The organism is Agromyces sp. G08B096, assembly GCF_040267705.1.
In the GTDB taxonomy this organism is placed as follows: Bacteria; Actinomycetota; Actinomycetes; order Actinomycetales; family Microbacteriaceae; genus Agromyces.
Genome location: NZ_CP158374.1, coordinates 3,477,233 through 3,491,176, shown reverse-complemented (window position 1 = coordinate 3,491,176; position 13,944 = coordinate 3,477,233). Strand labels below are relative to the sequence as shown.

General features: G+C 72.3%; 11 protein-coding genes. 8 read left to right on the top strand and 3 right to left on the bottom strand.

Features of this window, described 5'->3' with window-relative positions:
• Window positions 1-32: 32 nt before the first annotated feature.
• From ABIQ69_RS16700 to ABIQ69_RS16665, 8 genes are read left to right on the top strand one after another with little or no spacing between them, the layout of a single operon-like run.
• Window positions 33-1,439, top strand: coding sequence for an extracellular solute-binding protein (locus ABIQ69_RS16700; protein ID WP_350348250.1), 1,407 nt, complete (start codon window positions 33-35; stop codon window positions 1,437-1,439).
• Window positions 1,439-2,371 carry a sugar ABC transporter permease gene (locus ABIQ69_RS16695; protein WP_350348249.1) on the top strand — a complete coding sequence of 311 codons (933 nt, stop codon included), beginning with the start codon at window positions 1,439-1,441 and terminating at the stop codon, window positions 2,369-2,371. Before ABIQ69_RS16700 ends, ABIQ69_RS16695 begins: the two co-directional genes overlap by 1 nt.
• Window positions 2,368-3,240: a carbohydrate ABC transporter permease gene (locus ABIQ69_RS16690; RefSeq protein ID WP_350348248.1), complete on the top strand. Its 873-nt coding sequence runs from the start codon at window positions 2,368-2,370 to the stop codon at window positions 3,238-3,240. Before ABIQ69_RS16695 ends, ABIQ69_RS16690 begins: the two co-directional genes overlap by 4 nt.
• Complete coding sequence (locus ABIQ69_RS16685) at window positions 3,240-4,313, top strand: ABC transporter ATP-binding protein (protein WP_350348247.1); 1,074 nt, start codon at window positions 3,240-3,242, stop codon at window positions 4,311-4,313. Before ABIQ69_RS16690 ends, ABIQ69_RS16685 begins: the two co-directional genes overlap by 1 nt.
• Window positions 4,314-4,316: 3 nt before the next feature.
• Entirely contained in the window at window positions 4,317-5,573 is a 1,257-nt protein-coding gene (locus ABIQ69_RS16680) for a CehA/McbA family metallohydrolase (protein WP_350348246.1), read from the top strand.
• A 60-nt stretch (window positions 5,574-5,633) separates the two neighbouring features.
• Window positions 5,634-8,444 (top strand): hypothetical protein, encoded by a 2,811-nt coding sequence (locus ABIQ69_RS16675; protein WP_350348245.1) that lies wholly within the window; start codon window positions 5,634-5,636, stop codon window positions 8,442-8,444.
• Between the two features lie 56 nt (window positions 8,445-8,500).
• Entirely contained in the window at window positions 8,501-9,265 is a 765-nt protein-coding gene (locus ABIQ69_RS16670; RefSeq protein WP_350348244.1) for a GntR family transcriptional regulator, read from the top strand.
• Window positions 9,266-9,297: 32 nt separating this feature from the next.
• Window positions 9,298-10,476 (top strand): MFS transporter, encoded by a 1,179-nt coding sequence (locus ABIQ69_RS16665; RefSeq protein WP_350348243.1) that lies wholly within the window; start codon window positions 9,298-9,300, stop codon window positions 10,474-10,476.
• A 33-nt stretch (window positions 10,477-10,509) separates the two neighbouring features.
• Here ABIQ69_RS16665 and ABIQ69_RS16660 read toward each other — a convergent pair whose 3' ends face one another.
• The 3 genes from ABIQ69_RS16660 to iolB all read right to left on the bottom strand — a co-directional run bounded on the left by ABIQ69_RS16660 (window position 10,510) and on the right by iolB (window position 13,937).
• A complete protein-coding gene (locus ABIQ69_RS16660) occupies window positions 10,510-10,950 on the bottom strand; it encodes a hypothetical protein (protein WP_350348242.1) in 441 nt (146 codons plus the stop codon).
• Window positions 10,951-11,061: 111 nt separating this feature from the next.
• Window positions 11,062-12,954: a 3D-(3,5/4)-trihydroxycyclohexane-1,2-dione acylhydrolase (decyclizing) gene (gene iolD / locus ABIQ69_RS16655; RefSeq protein WP_350348241.1), complete on the bottom strand. Its 1,893-nt coding sequence runs from the start codon at window positions 12,952-12,954 to the stop codon at window positions 11,062-11,064.
• Complete coding sequence (gene iolB / locus ABIQ69_RS16650; protein ID WP_350348240.1) at window positions 12,951-13,937, bottom strand: 5-deoxy-glucuronate isomerase; 987 nt, start codon at window positions 13,935-13,937, stop codon at window positions 12,951-12,953. Before iolB ends, iolD begins: the two co-directional genes overlap by 4 nt.
• Between the last annotated feature and the right edge of the window lie 7 nt (window positions 13,938-13,944).

Below are 13,944 nucleotides of genomic sequence, written 5' to 3'. Positions count from 1 at the left end.
CCCCCGAGGGTCCACCGAGAAAGAGGTCGAAGATGATCCACCGCAGCAGGCGCAGCGCCGTGGCGGCTTTCGCCGTCGCGACCGCGGGCGCGCTCGTCCTCGCCGGATGCTCCGGCGAGCAGCCCGAGGCGACCGAAGACGGTCCCGTCACGCTCACCATCACCACCAACGCCATCACCGGCGGCAAGAACGCCGCCGAGGCCGACTGGATCGCCGACTGGGTGATCCCCGAGTTCGAGGCGGCGATGGAGGAGGACGGGCGCGACGTCACCGTCGAGTTCGAGCCCCAGGGCGTCGACGACGAGAACTACAAGACGAAGATCGCGCTCGACCTGCAGTCGGGCGAGGGTGCCGACATCATCGGCATGGACGGCATCTGGGTCGGCGAGTTCGCCGAGGCCGGCTACATCGAGCCGCTGGCGGATGTCGCGGGCGACGCGGTCGACTCGTGGGACGGCTGGGACCAGATCCCCGAGGCCGTACAGGCCGCGCTCTCGTTCGACGACCAGCGCTACGGCGTGCCCCAGGGTGCGGACGGCCGGGTGCTCTACTACAACAAGACCCTGTTCGCGCAGGCCGGCCTCCCGGCCGACTGGCAGCCCGAGAGCTGGGACGACGTGCTCGACGCCGCCCGCGACCTGAAGCAGCTCGAGGGCGTCACGCCGATCCAGCTGAACGCCGGCACCGCCATGGGCGAGGCCACCACGATGCAGGGCCTGCTGCCGCTGCTCGTCGGCACGGGCGAGCAGGTCTACGAGGACGGCAAGTGGGTGGGCGACACCCAGGGCCTCCGCGACGTGCTCGACCTGTACCGCACGATCTACGTCGACGAGGGCCTCGGCGACGCCGTGCTCCAGCAGGAGGCGGCCGGCCGCGACACCTCGTTCCAGCTGTTCGCGTCGAACCAGATCGGCATCCTGCTCGAGGGCGACTACTTCTGGCGGAGCGTCATCAACCCCGCCGAGGGCATCGGCACCGCGCCGATGGCCGACCGCGACACCGCCGTCGGGTACACGAAGATCCCCGCGATGGAGCCGGGCTCCGGCATCAAGGACCAGGACTTCGTCTCGATGTCCGGCGGCACGGGCCGCGTGCTGAACCCGAACAGCGAGCACCCTGAGCTCGCGTGGGAGCTGCTGGCGTTCATGAACTCGGCCGAGGCGTACGAGGCGCGCAACGCCACGACGATCTCGATCACGCCGCGCACCGACGTGAACGACGAGATCCTCGCCGAGGACCCGATGCTCACCTACGTCAGCGAAGAGGTCCTGCCGATCACGGCGTACCGTCCGCCGCTGGCCGCCTACCCGCAGGTCTCGACGGCCCTGCAGCAGGCGACCCTCGACGTCGTCTCGGGCGGCAGCGTCGACGACGCGATGTCGGCCTACGTCGACTCGGTGAAGGACATCGTCGGAGACGACGCGGTCTCGGGCGACTGATGACGACCGGCACCACCACGCCGGCGGGGAGCGCGATCGCTCCCCGCCGGCGGCGGGCCGACGACGTCGCCGGGCTCGGCACCGCCAGAGCCGGGCTCTTCGTCGCCCCCGCCCTCATCATCATCGGCGTCTTCCTGCTGTTCCCTGCGGTGTGGACGATCTGGCTCGGCATGACCGACTACCGGTTGACGGGCCTGCAGGCTGCGTCGCCCGACTTCGTCGGCCTCGACAACTACGTCGAGGCGCTCACCGACCCGTCGTTCTGGAACTCGCTCTGGCTCACGCTGATCTTCGTGATCGCCTCGGGCATCGTCGGCCAGACCCTCATCGGGTTCGGGCTCGCCTGGAGCGTGCGCAACATCCGCGGCTGGGCGAAGGCGCTCATCGAGGGACTCGTGCTCGCGGCGTGGGTCATCCCCGCATCGGTGGCCTCGTTCCTCTGGCTCGCGCTCCTCGACCGGCGCTCGGGCACCGTGAACGCATTGCTCGGCACCGAGGGCACCGCCTGGCTCATCGACCACCCGATGGAGGCGATCATCGTCTTCAACATCTGGGTCGGCACCGCGTTCTCCATGCAGCTGTTCTCCTCGGCGCTCAGCGCCGTGCCCCCGTCGCAGATCGAGAGCGCGAAGATGGTCGGCGCCTCGGGCTGGCAGCAGCTGCGCGACGTGATCGTGCCGAACATCAAGGGCCACATCCTCACGAACACGCTGCTCATCACCCTCTGGACGTTCAACACGTTCACCCCGTACCTCGTGACGGCGGGCGGGCCGAACGGCAAGACCGAGATCCTCTCGGTGTACATCTACGAGACGGCGATCCCCGGCGGCCAGCTCGGCCTCGGCGCCGCGATCTCGCTCATCATGCTGCTGATCAACCTGGTCATCGCGCTCGGGTACGTGCGCGTGGCGCAGGGGAGGAGGAAGCGATGACCGCGACACCCGTGAAGACCGGGCCCGTGAAGACCGTCGCCCGCAACCGCACCGTCCGGCACTACGTCTCGCGAGTCCTGTTCGCGGTGCTCATGGCGCTCGTGGGCGTGCTGTTCGCGCTGCCGATGGTCTGGCTCGTGCTCGCGCCGTTCGACGCGACGCCGTCGCTATCGCTCGAGTGGCCCGACTGGACGCTCGACAACTTCGCCAGGCTCGCCGAGAACCCCTACGCGCTGCGCTCGATCGGCAACTCGCTGATCCTCGGCGTCGGCACCATGATCGTGGTGGTCGTGCTCGGCGCCCTCGCGGCGTACGCGATGTCGCGCATCCGGATCCCCGGACGCGACGGCATCCTCTACGGGCTGCTGCTGCTCTCGTCGATCGTGACGGGCACGGCCGCCATGGTGCCGACGTTCCAGATCATCACCCAGCTCGGCCTCATCAACAACTACGTGGGCGTGCTGCTCGTGCTGGCCGGAGGCATCCTGCCCACCGTCATCTTCATCCTGAAGGACTTCATGGACTCCATCCCGAAGTCCTACGAGGAGTCGGCGCGGCTCTACGGCGCTGGGCCGTTCCGGATCCTGAAGGACGTGGTCGCCCCGATCGCCCGCCCGGGACTGGCCTTCATCGCGATCTGGACCATCGTGCAGGTGTGGGGCAACTTCCTGGTGCCCTTCATCCTGCTCCGCAGCCCCGACCTGCAGCCGGCGGCCGTGCTCATGTACACCTTCTACACGGAGAGCGGCCAGGCCGATCTCCGCCTCATCTCGACGTTCGCCCTGCTGTTCTCGGCACCGGTGCTCATCATCTACTTCGTCGTCAACCGTCGTTACGGTTTCCGCTTCCATGGAGGTATCAAGTCCTGATGGCCGGCATCACCGCCACTCAACTCGTCAAGGAGTACCCCGGAGGCGTCCGCGGCGTCGACGAGATCGACGTCGAGATCCGCGACGGCGAGTTCTTCGCGCTGCTCGGCCCCTCGGGCTGCGGCAAGACGACGCTGCTGCGCTCCATCGCAGGCCTCGAGGCGATCACGGGCGGCTCGCTCGTGATCGGCGACCGCGACGTGACGAACGCCGAGCCGGGCGAGCGCGGCGTCGCGATGGTCTTCCAGGACTACGCGCTGTTCCCGCACATGGATGTCGCCGACAACATCGCCTACCCCCTGCGGATCAAGCGCGTGAAGCGCGACGAACGCCGGGCGACGGCCTCGAAGGTCGCCGACGGGCTCTCGCTGCAGGGGCTGATCGAGCGCCGTCCGGGGCAGCTCTCGGGCGGCCAGCAGCAGCGCGTCGCGCTCGCGCGCGCCGTGGCCACCCGGCCCGACGTGCTCCTGCTCGACGAGCCGTTGTCGAACCTCGACGCCCGGCTCCGGCTCGAGGCGCGCACGTTCCTGAAGGAGCTGCAGCGCGACCTCGGCGTGACGACGGTCTTCGTCACGCACGACCAGGCGGAGGCGCTCGCGCTCGCCGACCGCATCGCGGTCATGCGGGCGGGGAAGCTGCAGCAGATCGGCACGCCGCGCGAGGTCTTCCAGCGCCCGAACAACACGTTCGTCGCGGGCTTCATCGGGTCGAATCCGATGAACCTGCTGCCGGGCGAGGTGGCAGGCGGCTCGCTCGCCCTCGGCGGCGTGACCGTGGCGCTGCCGCCCGGCACCGACGGGCTCGTGCGCGACGGACAGCAGGTGGTGTGGGGCATCCGGCCCGAGTACCTGCGCTGGGCGACCGCGGAGGAGGCAGGCGCCCTGCCCGCCGAGGTGAGCGTCGTCGAGAACCTCGGCGCGAGCGTGCTCATCGTCGTGAACGTCGGCGACCTGAAGCTGCAGGTCGCGGTGCCTGAAGACCAGGAGCCGGCCCCAGGCGACCGCGGCTGGGTCGTGCCGCAGACGGCGAAGACGCTGCTCTTCGACGCGGACTCGACCGAGCGGATCGGCTGAGGCGTGGGCGTCATCCGCCGCCGGATCCACGTCACGCTCGACACGCAGAACGAGCACCGCTACGTCGAGGTGCCGTTCGACGTGCCGGCGGGCACCGACTCGCTCGAGGTGGCGATCCGGTTCGACCCGACCGAGGCGGGCATCGACCTCGGCTGCGAGGGCGCCGCCGGGTGGCGCGGCTGGTCGGGCGGCGCGCGCACCGAGTACGTGATCGCCGCGGATGCCGCGACGCCCGGGTATCTCCCGGGGCGACCCGAAGCGGGGGAGTGGAAGGTCGTGCTCGGCCTGCACCGCGTGCCGGCGCAGGGCGTGGACGTCGATGTGGAGATCCAGGTCCCCGCGACCCGCCCCGTGCCGCCGATGCCCGCGGCGCCGCCCGTCGAACGGCGGCTCCGCGGCAGCGACCGCGGCCTGCCGGCCGACCCTGGGCTCACCTGGTACGCGGGCGACTTCCACGGCCACACGCTGCACTCCGACGGCCGGCTGCCGATCGGCGGCCTCGCGGCACTCGGCGTCGCATCCGGTCTCGACTTCATGGCGGTGACCGACCACAACACGGTCAGCCACCACGCCCACCTGCCCGCCGAGGGAGCCAGGCACGGCATCACGCTGCTGCCCGGCCAGGAGGTCACCACCCACCTCGGGCACGCGAACGCCTTCGGCGACATCGGGTGGATCGACTTCCGCCGACCCGCGCAGACCTGGGTCGACGAGGTCGAGCGGCGGGGAGGCATCCTCAGCATCAACCATCCGATCTCGGGCGACTGCTCGTGGCTGCACCGCCTCGAGCGACGCCCGGCCGGGGTCGAGCTCTGGCACTCGACCTGGTTCCACGAGCTCATCTCGACGGCGCCGTTCGCGTGGTTCCGCACCTGGCCGGCCGGGGCGACGATCCTCGGCGGAAGCGACACGCACCTGCTCGAGGAGCCGCAGCGTCCCGGCACCCCGACGACCTGGGTCGCGGCCGAGGACGACAGCGCCGAGGCGATCCTCGACGGGGTCCGCCGCGGCCGCACCGCGGTGACCGGCGGCAGCACCTTCGCCGATGGCGTGCTGCTGCCCGACCTCATGGGCACACCCGCCCTCCTCCGTGTGGGCGGCGAGCTCGTGGCCGTCGACGCCGAGGGGCTCGTGCTCGTCGACGGCGCCGGCCGCCGTCGCACGGTCACCTCCGCCCGGGCGTCGTTCGCGGCCGACCCGGCCGACGGCCCGTTCCACCTCGTCCTCGCCGACCGGCGCATCATGGCGCTCAGCGCCTGACGGCCGGCGAGCGACCGCGCCCACCCTGCCCAGCCCACCGCACCGAACCGGAGACCACCGATGGATGCCCCCGACGAACTCGTCGTCGTCCCGCACACCCACTGGGATCGCGAATGGTACGAGCCGCACGACGTGTTCCGTCTGCGCCTCGTGCACATGCTCGACCGCCTGCTCGACACGCTCGAGGCGAACCCCGGCTACCGGTTCACCCTCGACGGCCAGGCGGCCGCCGTCGACGACTACCTCGAGATCCGGCCCGAGCAGCGCGACCGCGTCGCCGCGGCCGTCGCGCGCGGGCAGCTTGCGATCGGGCCGTTCCTGATCCTGCTCGACGAGTTCCTCTGCGACGGCGAGACGATCGTGCGCAACCTCGAGCTCGGCATCGCCGCGAGCCGCCGTATCGGGCCGGAGATGCGCGTCGGGTACCTGCCCGACATGTTCGGCCATGCGGCGCAGATGCCGCAGTTCCTGCGTGGGTTCGGCCTCCGGCACGCGGCGCTCTGGCGCGGGGTGCCGGCGCGCATCGACCGGCACGGGTTCGCGTGGGTCGCGCCCGACGGCTCCGCCGTGCGGACGGAGTACCTCCTCGACGGCTACGGCAACGCGCTCGACCTGTTCGCCCTGCCGGGGCAACTGGATGCGCTGGTCGCCGAGTACGGGCGCTCGATCGCCGGCTGGTACGGCGCGGATCCCGTGCTCGGCATGCTCGGCACCGACCACAGCGCCCCGCCCGCCGACCTCATGCAGGTCGTCGACGCGGCGAACGAGCGCCTCGGCGCCGTACGCCTGGCGGTCGAAACCATCGAGGGCTATGTCGAGCGGGTCGCCCCGGCCTGGTCGGCGGGCGATGACGACGCCCTCGCCGGGCTGCCGACGGTCGCGGGCGAACTGCGCTCCCACGCCCGGGGAAACCTGCTGCCCGGCGTGTTCTCGATCCGGACGAACCTCAAGCGCGCGATGGCCGAGGCCGAGCGGCGGCTCAGCACCGCCGAGCGGCTCGACGCCGCCTTCGGAGCCGACGACCACCGCGCCTTCTTCGACACCGCGTGGTACCGGCTCGTGGAGAGCACCGCCCACGATTCCGTCACGGGCTGCGGGGTGGATGCCACGGCCGCCGAGGTCGAGAACCGGCTCGCGACCGCCGCCCACGTCGCGCGGGGCGTGACGCTCCGCACGATGGAACGGCTCGCCGCATCCGTCACGCCCGACCGCCACGTCGTCGCGAACCCCACCGGATTCGCCCGCCGTGCTCACGTCGAGATCCGGCTGCACGACCCCGAGCGGCTCGAGCTCGGCAGCGGCGTGCAGCTGCTCGACGCGCTGCCCGAGGTGCTCGGCGACGAGACCATGACCACCGCCGAGCTGCCGAAGCTGCTCGCGCGGATCCACGGGCGCGAGCTGTTCGGGCAGCTGATCAACGCGTGGTCGTTCAGCGACGACGGGCTGCAGTTCGACGTCGCGGAGGCACCGGTGGGCGATTTCGATCTGGCCGCCTTCACGGCGGAGCTCGAACGGCGCATCGCCTCGGATGCCTCGGGCGTGCGCCAGTGGCGGGTGCAGGTCATCGCCCTGCCCAGGCGGACCGCGGTCGTCGGCGTGCCGGTCGGCGGGCTCGGCGTCGTCGCGCTCGACCCCGCGACCGCCACGGCGTCGGACGACCCCGTGCGGGTCGGCGAGCGCTCGCTGGCGAACTCCCGCATCCGCGTCGAGGTCGACGACCGCGGCGGCGTGCGCATCGAGGCGGCCGACGGGACCGTGCTCACCGATGTGCTGCGCCTCGTCGACGAGGGCGACCGGGGCGACTCCTACAACTTCGGCCCGGTGGCACCCGGGCAGGAGATCACCGACCCCGTGTCGGTCGAGGTGCGCGTGCTCGAGGCCGGACCCATCCGCGGGCGACTGCTCGTACGCCGGCGCTACGACGTGCCGGCGACGCTCGACCCGGCGGATCCCGATCGGCGCTCGCCGGAGCGGGTGCCGCTCGTCGTCGACACCGTGCTCGAGCTCCGCGAGGGCGAGCCGCTGCTCCGCGTCGGCGTCGACTTCGTGAACCCGGCGGCCGACCACCGGCTCCGGGTGCTCGTGCCGGCCGGGGTCGCCGAACTCGCGGGCTCGGAGGCGGCCGGGCAGTACGCCGTGACCGCGCGCGGGCGCTCCGGCGAGGGCGGCTGGGGCGAGTTCCCGTTGCCGACGTATCCGGTCGCACGGTTCGTGCACGCGGGCCGCGCGAACCTCATCGTCACCAAGCACTCGGAGTACGAGGTCGTCGCCGATCCCGAGTCAGGCGGCGACGCGATCGCGCTCACGCTCGTGCGCGCCGTCGGCATGATGAGCGTCAACGTGCACCCGCTCCGCGATGAACCCGCCGGGGCGGAGTTCTCCGTGCCCGGCGCCCGGTACCTCGGCACGCCCGTGCACACCACGTTCGCCGTGCTCCCGTCGGCTGCCGGCTGGCCCGAGGCCGAGGTGGGGCGCTGGGCCGAACTGGTGCGCTCCGAGCCCGAGGTGGTCCGCGGCACGCGCGGCGGGCCGGCGGTCGTCGGCGGCGTCGCCGGCGCCGGCGGCGCGAGCGGCGCGATCGGCGAGCTCCCTGCGGAGCCGGTGCTCGAGGTCGCCGGCGACGTGGTGCTGGAGTCGTACCGCACCGTGACGGATGCCTCCGGCGCCCCGGCGGTCGAGGCGCGGTTCGTGAACTACCGCGCCGATCCGCAGCGGCTGGCCGCCTCCGCCGCCGGGCGATGGGACCGCACCGACCTGGCGGGCGCGGTGCTGGAGACCGACGTCGACCTCGCCGAGTACGTGATCGGGGCCGCGAGGATCGAGACCTTCCGGCGTCGGCTCGACACGGCGGACACCCCCGATCACGGGTGACGGCCGGTGCACCCGGAGCCTCTACTGTCAGAACATCCGCACGAATTGGAGTGAGCATGGCGCAGCTACCGGAGCACCGGCTACCCGTCGAGCTGTTCCTCGACCTCGACCGGTCGGGTCCCGTGCCGCTCTACTACCAGATCGCGAGCCGGCTCGAGCAGGCGATCCGCGACGAGACGCTGCCCGCCGGGTCGCGACTCGAGAACGAGGTGGCCCTCGCGGCCCGGCTCGGCCTGTCGCGGCCCACGATCCGGCGGGCCATCCAAGACCTGGTCGACCAGGGACTGCTCGTGCGCCGGCGCGGCATCGGCACGCAGGTCGTGCACGGCAAGGTCACCCGGAACGTCGAGCTCACGAGCCTCTACGAGGACCTCGAGCGGTCGGGCCAGCAGCCCGAGACGCAGGTGCTGGCCGTGGGCACCGTCGCGGCCGACGAGGTCGCCGCCGAGGCGCTCGGCGTCGCCCCGGGCAGCGAGGTGCTGCACGTCCGGCGGCTGCGGATCGCCGACGGCGCGCCGCTCGCGATCCTCGACAACCTGCTCCCCGCGCCGTTCGCCGACCTCGACCGCGAGTCGCTCGAGAAGCACGGGCTGTACCAGCTGCTGCGAGCGAGGGGCGTGACCATGCGGGTCGCCAAGCAGCGCATCGGCGCGCGCGCGGCGACCTCGCAGGAGGCCGAGCTGCTCGACCTGTCCCGCGGGGCGCCGATCCTCACCATGTCGCGGACGGTGTTCGACAACTCGGGCGTCGCCGTGGAGTTCGGCCAGCACTGCTACCGCCCCGACCGCTACTCGTTCGAGGTGACGCTCGTCGACCGCTGACCGCCGGGTGCGCCGTGGGGTAGCCTGCGGTCGTGGCTGGCACCCACCGTCCGCCGATCTCGGCAGACCGTGCGGGGCGGCGCGCACAGACGGGCGTGGTCGCCGTGTTCTTCTCGCACGGTCTGCTCTTCGCGTCCTGGACTGCGCACATCCCGCTCGTGAAGGCGCACATCGGACTGGACGACGGTGCCCTCGGGCTCGGCCTGCTGGGCATCCCGGCGGGATCCCTGCTCGCGGTCGGGGTGAGCTCGGCCGTGATCCCGCGTCTCGGCAGTCGCCGGCTGGTGCAGCTCGCGCTCGTGGGCTGCTGCGCGGCGGGACCGTTCGTCGGCCTCGCCGGAACGCTGTGGGCGCTGTTCGCCGCGCTGCTCGTGTGGGGTCTCTTCCAGGGCCTGCTCGACATCGCGATGACGACCCAGGCGGTCGCGGTGGAGAAGGTCCGCGACCGCCCGATCATGAACGGCATGCAGGCGAGCTGGAGCATCGGCGCGTTCGTCGGTGCGGCGACCGGAGCGGCCGGCGTCGCGCTCGGCACACCGCTGACCCTCCAGCTCGTCCTCATCGGCACCCCCGCGCTCGTGATCGGGCTCTGGCTGAGCACGCGCATGCTGGCCGATGCCGAGCCCGCCTCAGACGGCGCCCGGTCCTCGCCGACGCGGCGCCGGGTGTCGCCGATGATGCTCGTGCTGGGCGGCATCGCCTTCGCGACGCTGCTCATCGAGGGTGCGGTGGCCGATTGGTCGTCGGTCTACCTTCGCGATTCGCTCGGCGGCGGTGCCGCCGCCGGCCTCGGCTACACGAGCTTCACCCTCGCGATGGTCCTCGTCCGACTGTTCGGCAACCGGCTCGTCGCCCGGTTCCCCATCCACGTCCTGCTGCCGCTCCTCGCCGGGGTCGGGGCCGTCGCGTTCGCCGGCGCACTGCTCGTCGGCACCGTGCCCGCCGCGATCGCCGCGCTCTTCGTACTCGGTCTCGGGCTCGGCACCGTCGTTCCGACGGTGTTCAGCGCGGCCGGACGCATCCCGGGCACCCACCCGGGGTTCGCGGTGACCGTGGTCTCCGGGATCGGCTGGATCGGCATCTTCGCCGGCCCGCCGCTCATCGGCATGCTTTCCGCCGTCTCATCGCTGAGCGCCGCGCTGTGGGTCATCCCGGTGCTGACGGCGCTCATCGCGATCGGCTGCCGGTACGCCACCGCACTCCGCCGCTGAGCGGCGGCCCGGGGGCCCGGCGTGGCGCACGCGCTATCCGAGGCGCGTCGACACGGTCGAGTACCCACCGCCGCCCGGGTAGTGCCAGGCGCCCGTCAACGTCGAGTCGTCTTCGCTGAAGGTGCCCTCGTAATACGCCGGCGAGCCGCGTTCGCCCATCCAGATGGTGAGCGTGTCGCCCACGATCTCGTACGTGTAGTCGAGCGTCTCGCCCTCGGAGAAGCCGTAGTACCGCGACCTGATGTCGGCGCTCGGCGATTCGCCGTACCCCCGCAGGTGGCCGATCACTTCCAGGCCCTTGGTGCCCCCGAGCTCGACGTGCTGGAGCAGGAAGAACCCGCCCTCGGTCCACTCGTACACGACGGTCCCCTCGGCTTCACCCGACACCGTCCAGGTGCCGACCAGCCGGTCCAGCGATCTGAGATCGGGGTCCGGCTGGGTCTCCGACTCCTCCGCGGCATTGCGGTCGTCCATGGTGCTCTCCTCCCCATCGAAGCGAGCGCGCCGGCGGGCCGGCCGCCCACGCTCACGACCATAAACCGGTCCTGACCTGGGCGGAACCCCTGAGCTCGAGACTCGGCGCGCTCAGCCGAGCAGCGGCCGCTGCGCGCGGCGCTCCTCCTCGTAGACGGCGCGCGCCGTGCGGACGGTGTCGAGGTCGGAGACCTCGGCCATGGGGACATCCCACCAGCCCTCGCCATCGGGCCCCGGCAGCAGGGGGTCGCTCTCGACGTGGATGAGGGTCGTGCGGTCCGACGCCTTCGCCGCCTCGACCGCACGACGGAGGTCGTCGATCGCGTCGGGACCGGGTGCGATCTCGATCACGTCGACGCCGTAGCTGCGGGCGTTCGCGGCGAGATCCACAGGCAGGACGTCGCCCCGCTGGAAGTCGCGCGCGGCGGGGTCGTAGCGGCGATACCTCGTGCCGAAGCGCTGCGCGCCGACCGACTCCGACAGGTTGCCGATCGAGGCGAAGCCCTGGTTCTGGACGAGCACGACGACGAGCTTCAGGCCCTCGGCGACCGCGGTGACGAGCTCGGTGTGCAGCATGAGGTACGACCCGTCGCCGACCATCACGATGACATCCCGGTCTGGCGCCGCGCGGCGCACGCCGAGGCCGCCGGCGATCTCGTACCCCATGCACGAGAAGGCGTACTCGACGTGGTAGCCGAGCGCGTCGCGGACGCGCCAGAGACGCTGCAGGTCGCCCGGCAGGGAGCCGGCGGCCTGCACCACGACGTCGCGCGGGTCGCTCGCCGCGTGCACCGCGCCGATGATCTCCGATTGGGCCGGGCGGTCGCGGTGCGACGGGGCGAACGCGGCGTCCACCGTGGCATCCCACTCGCGCTTCTCCGCGGCGATGCGCTCGGCGTACGCGGCCTCCACGCGATACCCGGCGAGGTCGCGGGTGAGCGCCTCGACGGCGGTGCGCGCGTCGGCGACGAGGGGGAGGTTCGTGCCGTGCTTGTACGCGTCGATCGGCGCGACGTTCACGTTCACGAACGCGACGCCGGGATGCCGGAACGCGGTGCGGCTCGCCGTGGTGAAGTCGCTGTACCTCGTGCCGATGCCGATGATCACGTCGGCGTCGGCCGCGAGCCGGTTCGCGGCGGTGGATCCGGTCGCCCCGACTCCGCCGACGGCGGCGGGGTGGTCCCACAGGATCGACCCGCCGCCGGCCTGCGTCGTCGAGACGGGGATGCCCGTCGCCTCGGCGAGCGTTCGGAGTGCGTCCTCCGCGCCCGAGTACAGCACCCCGCCGCCCGCGACGATGAGCGGCCGACGGGCTCCCCGGATCGCGGCGACCGCGCGGGCGAGCGGCCCCGGCTCCGGCAGCGGACGGCGGACGTGCCACTCCCGGTCGGCGAGGAACTCGTCGGGCACGTCGATCGACTCGGCCTGCACATCCTCCGGGAGCGCGATGGTCACGGCGCCTGTGTCGGCGGGGTCGGTGAGCACGCGCATCGCGCCGAGTGCGATCGAGAACAGCTGTTCGGGCCGTTCGACCCGGTCGAAGAAGCGCGACAGCGGGCGGAAGGCGTCGGTCACCTGCACGCTCGGGTCGTGCGGCAGCTCGAGCTGCTGCAGCACCGGGTCGGCCACGCGCGTCGCGAACGTGTCGCTCGGCAGCAGCAGGGCCGGCAGCCGGTTCGCGGTCGCGAGCGCCGCACCGGTGAGCATGTTCGACGAGCCGGGTCCGACGGATGCCGCGCACGCGAAGGTCGCCCGGCGCCGGCGCATCCGCGCGTACCCGACCGCCTGGTGCACCATCGCCTGCTCGGTGCGCGCCTGCAGGTACGGCAGCTCGTCGGGGTCGCGCCGATTGGAGGCGAGCAGGGCTTCGCCGAGGCCGGCGACGTTGCCGTGGCCGAAGATGCCGATCACGCCGGGGATCGTGCGCTCGCGGACGTCGCCGTCGACCGTCCACTGGTGAGCCAGGAACTCGACGAGGGCCTGGGCGACGGTCATGCGCGTCATGGGGTGTGCTCCTTCGCATCGTCGGCCGACCGTCGGTCGGCGGCTCCGAACGGCAGGCGGGGGTCGAGCTCCTCGTCGTCCCAGGTCTGCCGGACCCAGGCGTGGCCGGGCTCGTCGGTGATCTGCCAGACCCGGTCGCCGGGCCCCGCCATCACATTGAGGTAGTAGAGGTCGTATCCCGGCGCGGCCGCCGCGGGACCGTGGTAGCCGCCCGGGAGCAGCACCACGTCGCCGGTGCGCACCCGCTCGTCGATCTCGATGTGCACCTGCGGTGACGAGGAGGCGCTGAAGAGGGCGAACGGGTCCGTTCCGGTGCGGCCGTCGCCGCCCGTCTCCGGCTCGACCTCGAAGTAGTAGATCTCCTCGAGCCGCGACTCGACGCCCGGCCGGTGCTCGTCGTGCTTGTGCGGCGGGTACGACGACCAGTTGCCGGCCGGCGTGAGCACCTCGCAGACGATGAGCCGGTCGGCGTCGAGCACCGCGGGCGTGCCGAGGTCGTGCACCTGCCGGCTGGCGCGTCCGCGACCGCGGAGCTCGACGGGGGCCGCCTCGACGGGAAGGTGCCGGACGGGGCGGCGGGTCGTCGAGGGGGCCTCCGCGACGGCGACGCGCCCGCGGCCCGTGATCCGGGCGGCCGCGCCCGGCGGGAGGAAGAGGGTGTCGGTCGGCCCTGAGAACACCGAGGGTCGCCCGGCGAGCTCGAACCGCTCCGTGGCGGGGGCGTCGTCGTCCGGCGCATCGACCCCGACGGTGAAAGAGCCGTGCAGCGGCACGATCAGGCGCTCCAGATCTGCGGCCGGGAGCCCGAGACCGGTGTCGCCCGGCTCGCCCACGCGGAGCGCCGTGTGCCGCCAGCCGGCGATGGACGAGTCGACCACGACCTGCCACCCGTCACGGGCGAGAGCCCCGGCTGGATGCACCCAGGTCCGGCGATCGTCAGAGGATGCCTCGTCGTGCAGCGGCTCCGATGGGATGTCGTTCATCGTGTCG

Excerpts from the sequence above, each read along its gene's own strand:
- ABIQ69_RS16695 (WP_350348249.1), top strand. The coding sequence starts at position 1,439 with ATGACGACCGGCACCACCACGCCGGCGGGGAGCGCGATCGCTCCCCGC.
- iolD (WP_350348241.1), bottom strand. The coding sequence starts at position 12,954 with ATGACGCGCATGACCGTCGCCCAGGCCCTCGTCGAGTTCCTGGCTCAC.
- ABIQ69_RS16690 (WP_350348248.1), top strand. The coding sequence starts at position 2,368 with ATGACCGCGACACCCGTGAAGACCGGGCCCGTGAAGACCGTCGCCCGC.
- ABIQ69_RS16660 (WP_350348242.1), bottom strand. The coding sequence starts at position 10,950 with ATGGACGACCGCAATGCCGCGGAGGAGTCGGAGACCCAGCCGGACCCC.
- ABIQ69_RS16685 (WP_350348247.1), top strand. The coding sequence starts at position 3,240 with ATGGCCGGCATCACCGCCACTCAACTCGTCAAGGAGTACCCCGGAGGC.
- iolB (WP_350348240.1), bottom strand. The coding sequence starts at position 13,937 with ATGAACGACATCCCATCGGAGCCGCTGCACGACGAGGCATCCTCTGAC.
- ABIQ69_RS16675 (WP_350348245.1), top strand. The coding sequence starts at position 5,634 with ATGGATGCCCCCGACGAACTCGTCGTCGTCCCGCACACCCACTGGGAT.
- ABIQ69_RS16670 (WP_350348244.1), top strand. The coding sequence starts at position 8,501 with ATGGCGCAGCTACCGGAGCACCGGCTACCCGTCGAGCTGTTCCTCGAC.
- ABIQ69_RS16700 (WP_350348250.1), top strand. The coding sequence starts at position 33 with ATGATCCACCGCAGCAGGCGCAGCGCCGTGGCGGCTTTCGCCGTCGCG.